18 protein-coding genes are annotated in these 18,559 nt (G+C 51.4%); 2 read left to right on the forward strand and 16 right to left on the reverse strand.

Translation table 11 applies throughout. From position 1 onward, the window contains the following. Positions 1-364 precede the first annotated feature (364 nt). Positions 365-2,113, reverse strand: coding sequence for an Eco57I restriction-modification methylase domain-containing protein (locus tag JI721_RS02965; protein WP_274456590.1), 1,749 nt, complete (start codon positions 2,111-2,113; stop codon positions 365-367). 180 nt (positions 2,114-2,293) lie between these two features. Here JI721_RS02965 and JI721_RS02970 point away from each other — a divergent pair, with 180 nt between their 5' ends. Both JI721_RS02970 and JI721_RS02975 read left to right on the forward strand, forming a co-directional pair. Then, positions 2,294-2,530 carry a helix-turn-helix domain-containing protein gene (locus tag JI721_RS02970; protein ID WP_274456591.1) on the forward strand — a complete coding sequence of 79 codons (237 nt, stop codon included), beginning with the start codon at positions 2,294-2,296 and terminating at the stop codon, positions 2,528-2,530. Between the two features lie 3 nt (positions 2,531-2,533). Further along, positions 2,534-3,610: a restriction endonuclease gene (locus JI721_RS02975; protein ID WP_274456592.1), complete on the forward strand. Its 1,077-nt coding sequence runs from the start codon at positions 2,534-2,536 to the stop codon at positions 3,608-3,610. Between the two features lie 51 nt (positions 3,611-3,661). On the opposite strand, the gene JI721_RS02980 is transcribed toward JI721_RS02975, so the two are convergent. From JI721_RS02980 to JI721_RS03050, 15 genes are all read right to left on the reverse strand, one after another. After that, on the reverse strand, positions 3,662-4,300 hold the full coding sequence (locus JI721_RS02980; RefSeq protein WP_274456593.1) for a DNA-3-methyladenine glycosylase family protein: 639 nt from the start codon (positions 4,298-4,300) through the stop codon (positions 3,662-3,664). A 933-nt stretch (positions 4,301-5,233) separates the two neighbouring features. Further along, a complete protein-coding gene (locus tag JI721_RS02985; RefSeq protein ID WP_274456594.1) occupies positions 5,234-5,935 on the reverse strand; it encodes a nuclease-related domain-containing protein in 702 nt (233 codons plus the stop codon). Positions 5,936-6,147: 212 nt separating this feature from the next. Beyond that, positions 6,148-7,281 (reverse strand): restriction endonuclease, encoded by a 1,134-nt coding sequence (locus JI721_RS02990; protein ID WP_274457626.1) that lies wholly within the window; start codon positions 7,279-7,281, stop codon positions 6,148-6,150. A 22-nt stretch (positions 7,282-7,303) separates the two neighbouring features. Beyond that, positions 7,304-7,477, reverse strand: coding sequence for a hypothetical protein (locus JI721_RS02995; RefSeq protein WP_274456595.1), 174 nt, complete (start codon positions 7,475-7,477; stop codon positions 7,304-7,306). After that, complete coding sequence (locus tag JI721_RS03000; RefSeq protein WP_274456596.1) at positions 7,474-8,562, reverse strand: hypothetical protein; 1,089 nt, start codon at positions 8,560-8,562, stop codon at positions 7,474-7,476. The genes JI721_RS02995 and JI721_RS03000 overlap by 4 nt, the downstream gene beginning before the upstream one ends. Positions 8,563-8,566: 4 nt before the next feature. After that, positions 8,567-8,842, reverse strand: a complete 276-nt coding sequence (locus JI721_RS03005; protein WP_274456597.1) for a helix-turn-helix domain-containing protein — start codon at positions 8,840-8,842, stop codon at positions 8,567-8,569. Between the two features lie 189 nt (positions 8,843-9,031). Then, complete coding sequence (locus JI721_RS03010; protein WP_274456599.1) at positions 9,032-10,126, reverse strand: hypothetical protein; 1,095 nt, start codon at positions 10,124-10,126, stop codon at positions 9,032-9,034. Positions 10,127-10,158: 32 nt separating this feature from the next. Then, positions 10,159-11,115 carry a lytic transglycosylase domain-containing protein gene (locus tag JI721_RS03015; protein ID WP_274456601.1) on the reverse strand — a complete coding sequence of 319 codons (957 nt, stop codon included), beginning with the start codon at positions 11,113-11,115 and terminating at the stop codon, positions 10,159-10,161. After that, on the reverse strand, positions 11,115-12,869 hold the full coding sequence (locus JI721_RS03020; protein ID WP_274456603.1) for a VirB4 family type IV secretion system protein: 1,755 nt from the start codon (positions 12,867-12,869) through the stop codon (positions 11,115-11,117). Before JI721_RS03020 ends, JI721_RS03015 begins: the two co-directional genes overlap by 1 nt. A 15-nt stretch (positions 12,870-12,884) precedes the next feature. After that, positions 12,885-13,487 (reverse strand): TraC-like domain-containing protein, encoded by a 603-nt coding sequence (locus tag JI721_RS03025; RefSeq protein ID WP_274456604.1) that lies wholly within the window; start codon positions 13,485-13,487, stop codon positions 12,885-12,887. Between the two features lie 319 nt (positions 13,488-13,806). Further along, positions 13,807-14,685, reverse strand: coding sequence for a conjugal transfer protein TrbL family protein (locus JI721_RS03030; protein WP_274456605.1), 879 nt, complete (start codon positions 14,683-14,685; stop codon positions 13,807-13,809). A 40-nt stretch (positions 14,686-14,725) separates the two neighbouring features. After that, a complete protein-coding gene (locus tag JI721_RS03035) occupies positions 14,726-15,046 on the reverse strand; it encodes a hypothetical protein (RefSeq protein WP_274456606.1) in 321 nt (106 codons plus the stop codon). Between the two features lie 4 nt (positions 15,047-15,050). Then, entirely contained in the window at positions 15,051-16,892 is a 1,842-nt protein-coding gene (locus JI721_RS03040; protein WP_307016514.1) for a VirD4-like conjugal transfer protein, CD1115 family, read from the reverse strand. Between the two features lie 14 nt (positions 16,893-16,906). Then, positions 16,907-18,139: a MobP3 family relaxase gene (mobP3, locus tag JI721_RS03045; protein ID WP_307016501.1), complete on the reverse strand. Its 1,233-nt coding sequence runs from the start codon at positions 18,137-18,139 to the stop codon at positions 16,907-16,909. Continuing rightward, positions 18,126-18,527 carry a ribbon-helix-helix domain-containing protein gene (locus JI721_RS03050; RefSeq protein ID WP_274456608.1) on the reverse strand — a complete coding sequence of 134 codons (402 nt, stop codon included), beginning with the start codon at positions 18,525-18,527 and terminating at the stop codon, positions 18,126-18,128. The genes mobP3 and JI721_RS03050 overlap by 14 nt, the downstream gene beginning before the upstream one ends. Positions 18,528-18,559: the final 32 nt, after the last annotated feature.

The raw sequence follows: 18,559 nt of genomic DNA on the forward strand, positions 1-18,559 counted from the left end.
GTCGTTGAGCGTTCTAATCGCCGTTCCGTCCAACGGTACTTTCATTTTAGCAACGTCCCGCGCCGAACCAGGTTGATCGCTTCATCTGTTGTGCGGAATGGGCCTTCATCATAAAACTAATTGCCGGGCAGTTGCAAACGTTCTTGTGCCCTTAGCTTTTCACTGTAAGATTCGAACCCACCAGCTTCTTGCGTTAGCCATTCTCTCGTTTGACGCACCTCTTCGACAATTGGGTCAGTCCATCGGAATATCGGTTCGTCCCAAAAGCACGGCACATCGGATATTCAAACGTCCGTCTTGGACGTGCTTCACGATAACAAAAAGGCAACTCGCTATGAGTCGCATTTACTTGTTTCATCATTGTTCAAACGTCACTTGGATCTAATCCAAATGACAATGCCGTGAAATGTTCGATTTGTTCCTCTATAGCTTGTCGTTCCTGTACGGAAACCTCTTCAAATACAAGCCTCTTAGCTAACGCCACTAATTGCATTGCATGTTCTGAAGTCGGGTCTGGCACAGGGTATTTACTAATGTATTGTGTCAAATATCGACGTCTGCCAGCGTACAATTTGTTTTGAAATGCAATGTCGTGATACTTGGTCATAAAACGAGTGTTTGCAATCGCCATAACAAGAAACAGCATATCATTGTCTATTCCCTGTTTTGGAACAATCCAGTAACAATTGCCGTCCACTACGCATCCTTCAGCATCGAAGAAGAATTTCGGTTCGGGACTGATGTCGGGAAAAACAACTTTCGGCAACTCCCACAACGCAGGATTCTGCGGAACCCAAACTTCGTACCACATACGTCCCGCTTTACGAACATATGTCCTGCCCTCCAGCCGTTCTCTGTGCGACTCTAAGTAGTTTGCAGCCTTAACATATTCTGCAAGGTCAATTGGACGTCGTTTGCCGTTCTTGATTTGATGCGTGTAAAGAACTCTACGAGACGGTTTACTTTCAGTTGGTTTCCACCGCTCCGCATATTCAGCAGAAAAGAGTGGCCTTAACACTTCTGCTTCAGGCTGTAACTCGTCGGGAAGGTCGTCCCAATCAGACCTAATAAATACCGAGTCCGCCGTAGTCTTTATTCCCACCCTAACGTCTGCTACGTCCTCGATGCGGTATGCACATCCACTATCGACCTTTTCCAGCCATGAATTTTCTTGTGTTGTAGCCATTACCCATGGTTCTTTGTGATTTTCGGGTGTGGTTAGGTATCCAATCGAAACAGTGTAGTGCTTGGACTCCTTTTCGCTGAAGAAAGTTCCCGTCTTGTCACCATCCAACAGGTCGTAGACAGAGTCGACAGTTGGATATTCACTGCCCTTTTCACTGACGTTGTCCTCGTAAATTCTCAAGAAACGGGCACGAGACTCTTCTGAATTTGAACCGACATGCTGCTTCTTGCGGCCCACAAAAATTGCTGGCAGGACAGCCGCCCCAAACAGTTTTGTATCGCCAAGGTCTAATATCTCGATGATGTCATAATGAGTACTTAGAAACTCACGGATTGCGGCACCGCCACGGGTGGTTAGATAGCGGTTCGACGTAATGACTCCAAGTAACCCACCTGGCTTCAACTGTAGAGTCATTGCGACCAGAAAGGCGTGATACAAGTCAACTCTTCCACTCAATCCGAATTTCTTCGCCAGTTGTTGTGCCTTCTCCGCCCCAAGGATTTGAGTACGGACATACGGAGGATTTGCAATGATGACATCCGCCTTTTCGGCTAATACGTCTGAAGTTTCCTCAAAAAGCGATAGCCCAGTCTCAAGTCTAACCATGTCAAGGAAATCGCCACGAACCAAGTTCGTCTGACGTTCAAAGTCAGCAAGCCTGTGTTTTGCACTCTGAATGGACTCATCGTCCTCTTCAACACCCAATAAGCTAAAGCGTTTGTCCGTTGACTCACGTTCAAAAGCCAGCAGTAACTCACCGTCACCACAGGACGGGTCTAGGACCGTTATATTCCCGTTCTGAAATTGCCCGTTGTCCAATTCGCTTATCAGACGTCTTGCAACGACTTCTGCCAATTCGGGAGGCGTAAAGTGCGAGCCAGTGGCTTTTTGCTTCGTAACTCTTTTTTCGACTAATGTACTAGCCACAGTTTCCCACCTCTTCTGACAATCTAACAAGACTTTCAACTACGAAAGTATAGCACGCCAACCTTCCCACTTCCTACCCTACACTCACGCCACGAATACCACATGCATAATTCCCCGAACACCAACAATGCTACTTATCGTCTGTCGACACATAGTCATCATCGAGGAGAAGATCTTTCCATGAAACATCAATCGGACGACCAATTGTACCTCCATTTACTAGGGCAACGGATAAGACTGGCCCGTGAACAGAAAGGGTGGTCGCAAGAATCCCTCTCGTTCGCATGTGGATTGCATCGAACATACATCGGTGCTGTCGAACGAGGCGAACGAAACATCTCTTTTTTGAATATGAAAAGGATTGCAACAGCCTTGGATTTGTCCTTATCCGAGTTACTTGACTTTGAGGAGAAATAGCAAATGTCTCATGAAGAACAGGAACGACGTTCAACTCTCCTGCAATCAGCGGAGAAATTCGTACAAAACATCTCAGCAAGTGGACTTACTATTTATGACCCCATAAGTGTAGGCGACCCTAACTTGTGGATTCCTTCTGCTGAATTAGAGGCGTTGTTAGACACCAAGCTAATAGGATTGGAATTGGGGGACTTGCCGCTACGGACACGTTCTAAGGTCGTAAAGGAACAAGTGTGTCGAATCTTGGGCTACCCCGTACCTGAGTCGTTCAAAAAGACCCAACCTCGATTCGTCGGGCAGAACTTTGACACATACTCACAGAAATCACGTAACCTCCAAATTTGGAATGAGGAAATTTCCTCTAGTCGTAGATACATCTTGATTCAAATTTCACCCGAAGACGTCGTTACACGAGTAAAGGTCGTATCTGGCGATATGGTTGCAAAACTTGATACGACTGGTACTTTGACGCAGAAATATCAGGCCAGTCTTGTTCCCACCGACAAGACAACAGAGTTAGTCGCAGAAGAGGACACGTCGCATCTCAAGCCTCTCGTCAATCAAGGCGTGAAGATTGATGCGAACACTAGTCCAATCAGCTACCCATCGCCCGACAAGTTAATGCCTATCCAAGAAATTTTTGAACGTCTAAGCCCTTTGGTAGGCGAGTCCTTTGCTGATGTTGGTTCTGACCAAGAGAGGAATCGTGGTGCAGAACTCCACAGACTTGTTTGTAAGCGACTTGGCTATTCTGACTTCAAAGACGACGGACGCTTCCCAGACGTGAGACACCAGCTGCTGGAATTGAAACTGCAAACGTCGCCTACGATAGACCTTGGCCTTATAAGCCCTGATAGTACGGACGTACTCGAAATTCCCAAATTGAATGGTAAACAGATTCGGCACTGTGACGTGCGATATGCACTTTTCTACGGGAAAATCGAAGATGGTCAAGTAAAACTCACGCATTTCTTCCTGACAACTGGCGAAAAGTTCTTTACTCGATTTACACAGTTCCAAGGAAAGGTGCTTAACAAAAAGTTACAAATACCACTACCGAAAGATTTCTTTGACAGTTGATTCATACCGTCTACGCAATGACTCCAAGGCCGGCCCTTGGGGTCTATTTTGTTAGATGTCGAACGGCTTTGAGGGCTGTACTAAGCCACTGTTAATCGACTCCCACAGATACAATGAAGCAACCGTCTTATACGGGTTCCATTTTTCAGTAAGACACGTCACATCGCCTTCAGACATGGTGTCGTCGAACTGGTAAAGCCATCTGATGGCCCTTCTAAGCCCTGCATCACCAAATGAAAAGACGTTAATACGTCCCAATGAAAAGATAAGAAACATTTCTGCTGTCCACTGCCCAATTCCCTTGACTTGGGTAAGATACTGGATGACTTCGGTATCCGTCATACCACCTAGTTCATTGAACACGATGTCTCCCTGCACTACTCTAAAGGATAAGTCCTTCAAATACGTTACTTTCGGTTTTGAAAGTCCACAGTTACGTAGCACGTCCTGTGTCACGGTGAGTATTGTCTTCGGAGAAAGTTCACCGCAGTGGTTCAGTACATTGCTTGTTATGATATTAGCAGCTTTGTTAGAAAGTTGCTGCCCGATAATTGACTTAGCAAGTGATTCAAAGTAATTCTCCGACGTTGGAACGGTGATGTCGCCAATACGCTGAATCAAGGCACCCAACCGATTGTCTGCCGAGACAAGATACTTAATTTCGTCATCATATATCGTGAAATGGAACATCCTCTTTCACCCCAAGACTCTATTTGTAGCCTGTCCTTGGATTTGTGTTTCCGGAACCTATCAACTTTAGAAATTCCGTCCCAAAATTTTTTCAGAGACATGGTGTACTTCCCTACACCGTCTCTGTTCAACAGGGGTGGGCATGGGGATGCCTCGATTATACTTATAAAACATAAGTGGGAGGAGGCTAAGATGTCTCGTTGGCGTCACGTACGACGTGTCATAGTGAAATGTTGACCCTGCGACTCTCAAAAATGTCACGAAATTTTTTCGGGATTTAGCATTTTCCTTTGACTTCCATGCCTCCCCGACGGCATGGAAGTCTAATTCTGACGTACAATCCGGCGTTGACAATACCACGGCTACTTCAGAACTGTTTTTACACACCCACTACCTGAGACTCTAACGGCTTCCCGTCTGCCAAACAGCTTCTCGCGTGATTCCGATTTCGGCGGAAGCTGCATACCCTCGGCAGCCTTGCGATTAAACGGGTCAGTCTTCATTGCTGCAAGCAGGTCCTTAAATATCCTTAACGTAGTCTCACTTGGTCGCCGACCATATACTGCCATCGTAGCATCCTCCAATTCGTGTTTTTCGAAAGCTCGTCCGTAATAAAAGGCAAGTACCCGCCCCGCATGTTTTTTCCCTCGGGGCGGGTAGCAGCAGCAGCGAAAATCGTCCCGCAGAAACGCAATATCATCACAGCCTTGCGATTAGCGACAACACTGGCAACAGCGGCAACAGCAATGGCACGAGAGTCCGCCCCCAGACCTCAACGCCCTCATAAACTCTTCGCGCTCCTGCCTGATCTTTTCACGCTCTAATGGTGTCAACGGCCTTCCCAATCCGTGGCGCTTAAGGAAAACGTCGGTGTACTCGCTTTTTTTGCCCGTCCGTGTAGACACGATCATGGTCCATCACCACCCATCTAAGTCACCATTGCCCGTAACCAACCGGTGTAGGCTGGCTACGTCGTTCCAAAATGGTTGCAATCCGTTGCACCTCATGCGGGTTTAACAACCGGCGAGGGCGGTGCGCTTTAATCGTTGCCAATAGTCTATCCAGTTTGATGGTAGCATAACGAGGACTGCTGCCATGTAACTCACAACGCGGGTGTGAAAAGCAGATGATCCCTATCACGTCTGCATGGATGCCATGCTCCGTAAGAACGGATCGGACGACGTAGTCGTGCCTGTCCATTTGCACCGTAGGATCGGAGTCTTCTGTCAGGACTCCGTTCTTCCTGTGTTGCATTCCGTTGCGGTCAAATGCCACTTGCTCGGACCAATGTTTCGTTTCGATATGGTACACGCCAGCCGGGCCGACGACAAGGTGGTCAATTTGTTGTCGCTGACCTCCGCCTTCCAGTACAATGTCATTGAAGACCACGTAATCCCGACCTAGGAAGTGCAGTTGGTGCTGCACCATGTGTTCTCCCGCATCACCGTAGTTGTTATCAACAGGTATTCTGCCCGTCCGGGCCTTCCTACGCGGCTTACCGTGTCTTGACGGACGGTACTTAGCGAGAATTACTAAAGCGGCCAACATCAATACCCCAAACAGCAAAAATTCGATGTTTTGCTGGGCAACGGCGGCCTGGTACGAATGGAGCATTGCTTGCTGAGCATTATCCATTTCCGTCCCTCCTTCCCTTCTCCCGGGTGACAACCCCGGTTGGAACGTTAAATTCACGCAACACATTGTGACCCGCATCTTCCGCTACTCCATGACCGCACGCGCAGATGACCACGCTACCGCTCATTTCAATTTCCATACGACCGACCTGAGAACCGGTTTTCCATTCCTGCTCTCGTCCACACATTGTGCATCTGATAACAAACACGTGATCACCTTCCCTGCTCCCGGTTTTTCCTACTATGGGGAATCTGCATATCAGCCCAATAAGAGGCGTCAATTCGATCAGCACCAGTGACTCCAATTTTGTATTGCATTACGTAGCACGTCAGCGCATCCAAGTCGACCAGTTCCACGTCTGCAATTTTGATGCGTTCGTCTGTGCCATTGTTCACGAGGGGATATTGACCTAACTCTGCATTTTTGGCATACCGATGTGTCGTTACAAAGTAACCCCGTGCCCGATAGGTTCTGCACGTTTGAGCATGCTGGCGCACTATTTCCGCCCCAATTGGCGGATTACGCCAAGCTTTTACCTGTGATAGATAGCGTTGGTCTCCCTCTGTCGGATTAACAGAATCAACGTCAATTGACCCATCCCGAGGCCCGTCCACTACTTTGATGTCTATATGTCCCTTGGCCTTCAGAACATCAGCCCACAGATAGGGGACGTTCGTGTGGTGCATTGCAGTAATTTGCGCTTTGATGGACTCCAAGGTCGCAAGTGGGCGACCGCTGTCTGTGCCAATCTGCCAGTTAAGTACAGTCTCCAAGTTGGACGACATGCGCACCCACAGGTCTTGGAATCCTTGTTGTACGTCCAAAGGAGTAGGAAGCGTGTGATACATATCTTGCAGTACCACTAAATCTTGTTTGACCTTGTGCGTAAATGCGTGTAATTGGTGTGCATAAGCTAATGTCGGTATTGAGTTCCGGTATGTCGCCAGTTCCGTGGGCGAAAGCATATAGGATGGTAATGCCAAACCGGTCAGGATAAGCAATCGAGTACGCGCGATCAAATTCTCATAGATGACCGGATTCAAACCATGTTTGGAGGTATATTCAGCCATTTGTGATTCGAAGTCAAAATCCGTAAATACCTGCATCACCTTGTCTACTCTCGCCTGTGCCAGAAGCCGTGCCGCTGGACCGCTATACATCGGCGATGTTGCGAGAGTACGCTGAAGAGATACATCCAACGCGATCATTCTAGACCACAGTTTCGCGCCCCGTTTTGTCCTCAATCGCGCAGAATATTGATTTGTAGGAGCTATCTTTTTGATTTGTGACCCTGATATACCTAATTCGACCTCTATAGTGCGCATGTCCTCAACAATCGTCTTCATTTCATCCACTCTAACACCCCCTTCAATCATGCATGACGTGAAAGACCAGGACCCCAATAAAACCAATCGCTCCAATCAAGGTAACTACCCACGCCACCGCTGTGACTGCCCGAATCGCCTCAGAGATGCGCTCTAACAAGTCAGCCAGCCCGCGCACATACCGGGCTGGCGACCACTTGCGATACTGCGGTGTCATGCTTTACCACCTCCTCGTCCGACGAATGAGGCAAAGTGAATAACGTAATGCCATGCGGACTGCATGCTCGGGACACGGGGATCGACGGCCTGCGCAATAGACCAGTAACCTTGTGCTGGCATACCTGTCCAGTGTGGCAGGTATCCGAGCAATACTGCTACCTCTGCTCCAAGTGCGTAGGGCAACAATTGCACACCGAGCACTGCCGCACGCCATGCAAGGAGGATAACGGCGCGGGCTAATGCCCATGACTCAACTGTAATCGCACCCAGCACGTGGCGATACAAGACAGATTGTCGATGGGTATAAGGCATTTTGGGGTTAAGTTGTGCTGGTTCCGACTGCGTCTCTGACTTCACTGGTTTCGGCTCGTCCCAAATATGGTCGGCAAAAGAAACAGGATCGGGAACAGCGACATCAACAGTGCACATAGACTCTGTAGTATTGTTAGTTGTAGTATCTTCTTCCGAAAATGCCGAAAGTGTAGGCTCGTCGTTAATGCCCTGCTTAAGGCTCGCACTGGTTTTACCAACAGCCTTCTTGGCCTTACGATCCTGCTGTTTATGACGGGAAATCATCACCGATGACATCGCAACAGCACCTAACCGCCTGCAACCCTGTGCAATTGCAGAAACGACACGTCTTCCGATACGACTTACGTTTGGCAGTTGTTTGACGATTTTTACGTTCTTACCCAGATCCTGCTTATGATTGTTGCGTATAATCCACCTCGCTGCCTGAACAATCGTTGCGGCAGGTCCATCAATCACCTGCCGCAATCTATCGAGGTCAGTTACGATGTCGTACACACCATAGCTAACAAGTTGCCCTATGGTTTTGTTGCCTGGCACAGCATCTGGAGCCAACAAAACGATACGCGGACACTGGCGCACTGTGGTTTGGTACGCCAGCACGTCGTCCGCGCTGTGAATCGTTGCCACGTCAAGGAGCATCGTGTCAACTGGAAGACGCTGGGCCTCGGAAAGTGAGTCTCGGCAGTCCTTGACGGTCTGTACAATGTCTGCATCCCCTAGTACTCCTCGTACCGAATCCGCCGTTGCCTGCGAAGAGATCGCGTAGATCATGCTGTCACCTCCCATATGAAGCGAGCTGTGTATAACCCACGTACTCGTGCAGATTCCCCATCTGGTGATCGGGGATGAGGTAACGCTTGCCAATTTGCACTGCATACACATGGCCTTCGCGGATTGCCCGGTAGACCACTAGGTCAGTCACGTGCAGTGCCTCGGCGACTTCCGATACCGTGTGAAGTACGGGCAAATCCACATATCCCTGTCCATCTTTGCTGGCCATGACCTGGTCGGGGTAGGGATATACCTGCTCGGCCAACCTATCTGCCGACACACAATACTGCCCACCAAGCCTGACGAGGGCGGGATTCCGCCCCTCGTGTGCCCATCGGGACAAAGACGACCGGGATGTCCTGAGATATGCGGCTCCGTCTTGCGGACTCATGATCGCGGGGTACTTACGAGTTTTACAGGTTGTAGTAGACACCATGGTTTTTTCCTCCTTCCGATTTGAAGGCGACCCTTAAAGGGCCGCCTTTCCTCCACTGGTCGTTTGGCTTGACTTGTCTCCTTTGTTCGGACGGTGGACCCCGCCCAGCAGCGACATTAAGGCGAATAACCCAGCCAGCGCCAGCCACTCCCACTCCGCATATAGTGTCGGCTGCCATGTCCACGACTGCGCGGTGTTGTAGTGCCCCAGCCAATAAGACCAAAACCGCACTGGAGTCGTACCATGCTCGGTCACGGGCGTTGGCACAGAGTAAGTAGCGAGATAGTTAGGCGTAGCCGCTGCCTGCGGAGTAAACGTCTCTGCCGGAGATGTTAAGCTACCGTTACTGGGATAACTGGGTGTCGTCAGCCTCTCGACGATCTCGCCCCGCTCGTTCGCATGGATCGTAAAAGGCACTGACCACGGCTGCGTAACCCTCGGAATGCTGTGGCTAAAGTGGGTATGGTTAGTTGACACTTTGACAACGAATGCCCACGGCCAATTGGCAGGTTGTTCGCCTGATGGGTCAATACCAAGCTGCATGGTCGTGGACTCGGCCACACCGCGATATTGCACGTCATGGTATTTCGCGGGCAACGGAACGACAGTAATACTCGCAGTGTGTACGTGACCGCCACCCAGATTTACCGTGATATCGTGTTTCCCAGGAGTGGCATAAATCAATTGCCAGTATCCCACAGCAAAGTGACCAGCATAATTATCGAGTTGCGGTGTGTCATGGGATGGCAAAAATTGCGTGATGGTCTCGGCATAATTCTGTGATTGCCATTGAGAAATGATTGGTCTAACGACCTTGATCTTAGCCCCCGGCGCGTCGAGACTCGCTGTCGGCCATGTCGTGCCTAAGATCGCCAGGATAGGTTGCCCAACGTAGACTTTGTTGTCCGAAATCTCCACAAATCCTGTGTGATTATGCACCGGGTCATTGTCAGACCCACTCAACGGGTGTGCAGACGGCACCGCCAACTTGCCGGTATGCTCAAGATGCTGGATGACTTGATGTGTCGTCGGTACGAGCGCTGTTGGATTGGCGATGCCGACGCCAAGTACCGAAAGCGCGGCAATACCGGACGCAATTGCGACGTTGCGGATGGTAGTTTTCTTCATAGTGAATCTCCTCCATGAAAATGAAATCGGCGTCACTGGGACGCCGTTGGGTGAGAGTGGTAGTATTGGTAGGCGGATTCGACTTTGCCGACATACGCTTCCGTTTCTAGATACGGCGGAACCCCACCGTACTCGGCAACCGCTCCAGACCCGGCATTGTAAGCTGCCGCGACGAGCGAAATGTCACCGTTGTATTGACGATACAAACTCGCAATCATCCGCGTTGCTCCTGCGATCTCTTGTTGCGGGTCGAACGGGTCATCGACCCCCCAATCAGCCGCTGTGCCCGGCATCATTTGCATAATGCCTTCAGCCCCAGCGGGTGAGACGGCGCTTGGATTACCCCCACTCTCAACGCTCATGATGGCTGCCACTAATGCTGGATTAATACCCGCCTGCCGTGCATCCTGGGTGATGACTGGCATCCACTTGTAGACACCTGCTGACCCTTTGGCACCCGTCCAGCGAGTCGTTTGCATCGTCAGTGACTGGATCATGTTGCGTACCTGCTGTTGTTGCTTGTCGCTCATTTCCAACTCGTCCATGACACCTTGTAGTGACCGGACCGTGTAGGTAGTCTTAGTAACTTTGGTACAGTGTTTGTTAGCTCCCGATCCGTGACACGTAGTCACCTTGCGTTTGTGAGCAAGCAAAAACTGCCCGGCAAGTTGCTTGATCTCGGCGGGACTGGTATGACTGAAATTTTGGTGAAAACGCACTGCATCAATTGCTGCTAAGTCCTGCCACGGCACCATCACCCCTTTTGATTTTTGGATTTGTTCGCTGGCTTGAATGTATTGCGTTACTTGCGTGCCAGATGCAAGCGGCATGGACAGAAACAACATCGGAAGTATTACAACTAAGGCAAGAATGCCTGCCGCGAACGCCAACAAAAAACCGACGATCCGTTTGAGATCGTCGGTGTCCACAAGATACGACAGGACCTTTATCCCGGCTTTGGCGGCGGCGGTAACGGCAGGTGCGGGCATTAGCCATCACCACCCGTTATAATCCGGTGCTCTAACTCCGTGGCCTCGGTCTTCAGCCGCACGCGGTCGCGTCCAGCCAACAGTAAGCCCTCTCCACGTTTAGCGTTGGTAAGCAGTGTTTGTTCGGCTTCGGACAGCTTAAGAAGCGGAATCAATCGCTCCAAATCTCTCTCCCCTAGTCTCATTAACAGCTTGTAATCGCACGAGCCAAAAATCGCTTCTCCGTAGGATTTAGCCGACCCGCTCAGAAAATCGGATACGTTTTGGGTAATCAACCATAGGCCCGCCCCAATCGGGGGCGGACCGTATTTCCTGATCCTCTTCGCAACTTCAAAAACAAATTGCAAAGTCGCTGGATTGCGCTCATCGATCAACAGGTACGCCTCATCAATCACCATCACGATATGCCTACTACTCGAACGGGCGCGGCGGACGAGATACCACGCATAATACGTGGTCAGGTAGTACTGCGCCCGTTTCACATTATCAGCAGCGTCGCGCAATCCGTAGATGTCGAGCACTGTCAAATCTGAGTTCGTTGTGACTGTAGTTTGGCCTTGCCAGATGGCCGCATCCGCGCCCACTGCCGCCGACCGCAGCAATAATGGCAAGCGAGAGTCCTCATAGTGGGTTTGCAGATACTCGTACAGGTCTGCCATCGTCGGCCACTTTTCAACCGTAGACGGATCGGTATGCCAGTCAATCCCGTGTGTCTTGTATACCTCCGTCACCGCTTCTTCCAGAGCTGCCATTTCCGTTTGGGTTAGGTCTTGGAGATAGGCAGCAATGAACCCCCGGAAGAATTGCAAGTGTGAAGCTAATGGCCCTCGCGTCGTAGACCCGCTAGTTGCTGACTCATCCAACAAAGGAAGAACTTGCAAAGGGTTGATTCGGCCACCATCGCCTGTTGTATCGATCCAGTCGCCACCGAGTGATTCGCAAATCCCTCCATATTCTCGTTCTGGATCGACGACAATGAATTGCACGCCCTGTGCATAGTGACGTAACATCTCGACCTTAACACTGTAGGACTTGCCTCCGCCGGGGATTCCGAGTACAGCCATGTTGGCGTTAGTTGTGTTGGCTCCCTCCGATCCCCAATGATCCAGCAACACAAGGCCGCTATCTGCGTCGCGCCCTATGATGACACCCGTACCCGTATTAAGGCCGTGCTTGGTAAATGGCAACATCGCCGCAATGGTTTCGGCTGGCATATTGCGTTGTCCAGGCACATCCACAGGCAACTCAGCCCAGGGAGACGTCGCCCGTAGACCTTGTTCTTGCGCAAAAGTTAGAACTCTTGCACGCATACCCTGTGCGGCAGCGGAAGACTGAACTCGGTTGACTCGGCGCGACAACTCCTCCTGAGTGGCCGCCAGAACCAAGATCGTAACCGTTACATAGTAGACCTGTTGCTGCTCCTGGTCGATTGTACGGAGCAAGGTTTGCGCGTCTTGCAATGCCTGCTCTGTGCGCTGGCGGACTAGTGCGTTGCTGCCTTGCTCCAAGCGCGCGCCCAACTCCCCGATGGAAATGTTGATCTGTTTGATAAGTGCAGTCGGGTCGGTCGGCGTCGTGTGAACACTCAGGACCACTCCAGGTATTTGGCCAACTCGTGACAGCCACCCAATGCCTACCCGAGGCGGGTAATTTGTAACAAGTAGAACCTTGCCGTATTGGTCACCAAAGTACAGGTGGTTGGGCTGAAAACCAACTCCTGCCGGCGTGACTGCCTCGATGATTGGATTGCCCATGGTTTCATCACCTCCTCAGACTGATAGCGTCGTTAGGCTTGTGGTAACTGGGCGCTCAAACGCCGCACTGCTCGGATTCGCCCATGTGTGCAACATCCCGATTAGTGCATCGTCTTCCAACAGCGTAGCCTCAAGCCCAGCGCCTGAAAGACTGTGGGCCAGTTCGCGAGCCTGTTCCACTGCGTCTTTCTTATCACGAGACGCGACGAGCATGTAGTACCGCCACTCAATCGCTTGTCCACCAGAAACAATTAACCGGACATATGCTAGCTGATCCACCAGCAAACTGCGACGGATTCCATTTGCTTCGCGTATCTGGTTTTCTAAACTCCTGAAATACCCATACAAGTCGATTGGATGGGGTAAAATGAGCAATTGGAATCCACCCCTCAGTCCGTTAATTGCCTCATGTAGTGCTGCCACCTTTTGCTCTTGTTCGCGCTCGGACAGCAAGGACAGATTGATCGGCGAAATCTCCAGCACGGCAACGTACTGTCCGTCCTTGCGGTGAATAAGCCCCTCGTACACGTCCTTTACAGGCATCCACTCTAGCGCCGTCTTGTACCTGTGCTGCCTCGCCGTCTCTTGCGGGTCCCGTCCGTTACGTGTACCAAACACCCGCATGCACCTCCTACCACAACCAATACTCCCTCGGTCTGCTTGCCCATCGTCGCCAGAGCCGCAAATAGTCGAGTAGCGAAAACGTGCCATCGACCTTACGAGTGCATAGAAACGCGACCGCCCCGCACGTCGCCCACACCACTAGCCGCACCACAACCGGCGCGTGAACTACTCCAAGGGCAGCAAAAAGGACACCGCCTGCTGTGATGCCCAACAACGTAATCCCCATCTCCGTCCATCCAAAACCTACAAAAAATTCAAAGTGTGTAACCACGTTGGCGGGAACCAAATACTCCCGCATAAGCATCACCTCCAATCACCATTTTGCTCTCATCAGTGCAACGTGGATCGCTGTGCTTGCACCAGCACCCGCTGCCTGCCCGACGCCTGTGTGGTAAGTCCACTGGCGCAGGAGCGATGGCGTCTTATACGTCACCCAAAGTGAGGCAATCAACATAAAGGGTGTGATAATCGCGTGTCCGATAGACTGGGCCGGACTCGCGACCAACGCCGACGTAATCCAAAGCATCATTACCTGCACTACCTGGGACATACCAAGTGTAATGAGCTCCCTCCAAAATGACATTGCTATACCCCCATTGCCCAACCAACCAACGGAAAATACAGGTCCGATCACACCAATGACGATCAGTTCCACCGTACGAATCATGCTCTGAATGAATATCACAATCAGCAAGACCAAGCCTATCAACAGCAGCAGGGGTACGAGAAACATGTCAGCCTGTGCTTGCATCGCCGTCGATAGTGTGCCTTGCAGATTGGTGGACATGTTTGGTAGGGATGACCCAAACGGTGCACTGGCCACCACATCGGCCAGCCCATTGGCGACCGGGATCATGTACCGTGCCGCCCAGGGATACACCACGATTCCCACCGCCCCATACATTACCTTGACCAGCAGGTCGGTAGGATTACCCCCGTCGCCAGTAGTTCTCATGATATAAAGGTGGTACGCCTGCCAAGCCAGTGTTAATCCCAACAATGTCCCTGCAAATGCTTGAGACAAGTGGATCAGGTAGACGAGCCAAGGGGCGGAAAAGTAATCTTTCAGCCCCCCGACCGTGGTGATCAACTTGATCATGTCATGCAGCGGAGTCCCAAATAGGGACTGAGCCATATGCTGGAGCAAGTACCCAAGACCCCGCCACATCAGATTGCCAGCAACATTGCCCATACACGATCACCTCCACATTGTTCACCTCCTTGCATCAGAATCACCCGCCGAGGGTGGAGATGAGCCACTTGACGCCAGCCATGGCGAGTTCGACAATGACAACGGCGACCAATACCTTTTTGGTCGCCCGATTATGTTGCTCTGTTTGCGAGAAGTCGCCACCAGCAAACATTTTGGACAACTGGTGATAGGCAATCATTACGCCACCACTAACTGGGGTGAGAAACAGAAGCCAGGTGTCGATGGAGTTAAGCATGTTGTAAATGCCTGATACAAACTGCGGCTGACTGCTTGCAAATGCTGTGAAAGGCCAAGTCATCACGGCCAAAGCACCAATAATGGAGCGCATTATCCTGGTCATGCTATCAATCCTCCTGTGATTTCGACTTGTTGCCCTTGCCAAACAATCGCGAGGCGTTGGTCTTTTTGATTTTGTCAGTAGAGGATACTGCGGGTTGCGTAGTATCCGGCACCCACGTCTCCACGTGCGCAGTACTCACTCCCCTCTGCCCGCTGAACGCCTGTCGTGCGTCAAACGCTTTGGACGCCAGCGGCCACTCGGATAAATCAGCGAGTGGTAACTGGGCCGCGTACTCTCCGCTTTGAAGCAATAATGACTGGCCCTGCGGCCATCTCAATACCTCGTCGGGCATGATTAAGGGCCGTCCGGTTACGGATTCGGACAGCCCTAAAACGCTCGGTTGGCGAGATTGTTGGGACTGCGAATATGTGCGCACTGTGTATTGCCCTGCCTTACTACTGATGACTTTCGCCGTCTGTGGGTCTGCGGTACGCAGATAGAGCCATGTGTCACAGTTACCCGCAATTGTTTCTGCGGCCTGCCTGCCATAGACTTGCTCAATCTGTGCCAAACTCTGCACTGCCAGTAACCACCGGATGCCACGTCCAGCGCTGACAGTCATTTTCCCCGTCATATCAGGCACTTTACCAACGTTTCCAAATTCATCCATCAAAAACCACACTGGCGTTGGCAATGTTCCGCCGCACTCGCGAGCCACAGTGGTAAGCGCGGAATACATCTGGGTAATGTAGAGTGACGCTATGGTTCGCCTGGCAGCTGCTTCATCGGGCAGAAGGAGAAACACGGCTGTGGGCCTGACACCAACACTTGCTGGGTCGTGGTCACTACTGGATGTCATGGCTGCGATTCCTGCGTCAGCATATAGCCGCATGTGAGCGGCAGTGCCGGTATAGATGCTCGATCTCGTTCTACTCTCTGACAGAGCTGCCGTCCCGTAGGCTAATCTTGCAGGATGCTCCGGTGGTAGCGAACGAAACCATGCGTCCAGTTGCTCGCCACCGTCTTGCCCAAGTTCGGTTAAAATGCGATATGCGGTTGCAGGATGTTTAGCCGCCTGTGATGCTTCCCACACAACCCCTAACGAAAGTGCTGAGATTAAAGACTGTTCCGCTTGTGGCCAGATAGGGTCGGTTTGGCCGTTGTCACTCACTATCACATCCGCCAGTTCCCACGCCAGCCGCACCGCTTCTTCTGTGTCCCCTTGTTCCCGTGCCTGTCCAATGGCAGTCAATGGATTCCAGCGATTTGCCTGTGTCGGATGCAGTAAGTTGATCCGAATTACCTCGTACCCCTGCTGTCGTAACCAGGCTGCCGTCATTGTGTGTAACTCGCCTTTGGGATCGGTCAACACCATAGATTCGTGAGAATGACCAATCGTCCATATACTCGGCAGTATCACTCGCCGCGATTTACCCGACCGCGTAGCTCCAATTACTAACGCGTGCGGATTGCCCCATGTGGGGTTGGTTGTCCACGTGGTTCCTCTCTCCGATCCAACCACAATCCCCGCCACTGACGGCGCATCCATCAATTGCTTATCAAGGGTTCGTCCCCATTCTCTCCTCGTTCTCCACCGTGCCGACCCATGCGTCGCTGCGGCAGCGGTGCTCAATTTACTAAGTCTTGCGGCCAAACCACCTCGGGTACCCCAGTAGACAGCGGTGGCCAAAAGAATCATGACCCCCTGCATGATCCACCATGATTGACTGTGCCATTGCGGATGCCAAGACCAATGGCCCGATAGGGCCAGCAGCCAGTAGTTAGCAAAAAGGTTAGGGTCCGCAATCCTGATGTACCCGTGCAGATGCCCAAGTGCTGGCAAAATGCGAAAATCTACGACTAAGAGGACAGCCCACAGGACTGCCCTTATCGCCCATCGGAACATATTTTGTTTCGTCGTCACCACCCCCTCTCGTTGTCCCTTCTTTGTTCTGCGGCACGTTGCTGAACTGCTCTTCGTTTTGCGACTTCGGCCTGCGCCTGGGCTTTTAGGTGTTCCCCCTGTATTGCTTGGAAGGCCGATTGAAACACGGATTTGACGTTTTGGCGGACATGCAGTTGACCAAGTTTGGCCGTTCGATCCATATCCCCGGCCCGTTGTATTACCGACTGTGCAACACGATCCCGCAGGTCTTCATAGGCTTTCTCTCGCGCCTCTTGTAGTCGCTTTGGTTGTGAAGAGTACAAGGATGTAAGATCGTCAACTGATTGCTCCCATTGGTGCCGCACTTTAGCGAGTGAGGGACGAGATAAAACCCAGTCGGCAATGTCTCTTGCTTCTCTTTTAACTTCCTCGGGCATGAATGCCAGTGCCGCCCTGCCTTTACCGGGCATTTTTTGCGAGAGCGCGGTTAACTTATCATTTAGTTCTGCCACATCAATTGCAGGCCAGCTTGTCGGAGCAAGCACATCCTTTTCTAGCCGTCCGGTTGCTACCAATTCTCTTTCCGCTTTTTCAAGCGTTTGCTCTACCCGATCCGCCGTCTTTTCAGATGGGCGGATAGTGTCCCTTGCTTCCGCAACAATCAAATCCCTCATGATGGTTTTTTCCGTGGTTATCTGAGTTCTCAGAGGACCATAGACTTCTTTGCTCACAGCTTGCCGAGCTTTGCGTAATTCATCTTTGCTCAACATCGCTCGACGCCTTGGCGCGGCGTCATCCTGCCACATCAAAAAGTGTACGTGTGGATGTCCTGGCTCGCGGTGGTGTGCGGCTACCCAGTGATACTCACCGGGGCGTAGGCCCATGCCCTCCTCGGCTAACCGTGCCAGTGACCGTCTTGTGAGATCGCGCCACTGTTGCCCGTCGCCATAGCCGAGCGTTACGGCGTCCTCTTCATCAAGGGAAAGGACTCCCTGCCACACAGGTCCGTCATGATGACGCATGGTAGACTTTACTGCGTCTAAGTCCGGTGCAAGAGTTGGGTCAGGGCCAAACAGACCCTCAGACCGTGGTCGTTCGTCCATGTATTGCGCGTGGATGGATAGGTCTTGGTCCTTGTCCATTGATGCAATTTCGGTCTCCAAATCCACCCCTTCGCGAGTGGCAATGTACTTGGCATGTGCAACGTTTGCTACCTTTGAACGACCGTGACGGATTCGCAGCACAAAAGGTCTGCTAATCTGTGGCATCGTACTCACCTACTTCGTCGGCCAGGGGCGAACGTACATAGGCAGCGGCCTTTTTTCGGGCCTCGTAAACAGCGCTTTCCGAATCAATGCCGTCAAGCATTTCGACCATTGCCTGTAAAAGATAGAATGTAGCCTCGGCAGACCGGGCACCTTTGGCTGCCAGCTTCGCCAGCCTGTCCACATGTCTTTGCAACACGGAGTCGAATGCGTCCCGAAGAAGGGGAGTATAACGTTGGATCACCATGACTGACAGGTGTGTATCAAGGGCTTCTCTGATTAGTTGGTCACGACTTATCCCCCGTCTCACTGCCTCGGCATCCACTAGCGCCAGTGTGTCCGGGTCCACCCGTACCCTGACTTGCACTCGGTTGTCTGTCTGCGTTGCCATCCTCCGATCACCTCCTTGTGTGACACGAAAAA

This window comes from Alicyclobacillus cycloheptanicus (assembly GCF_028751525.1).
GTDB classification, from domain to species: Bacteria; Bacillota; Bacilli; order Alicyclobacillales; family Alicyclobacillaceae; genus Alicyclobacillus_L; species Alicyclobacillus_L cycloheptanicus.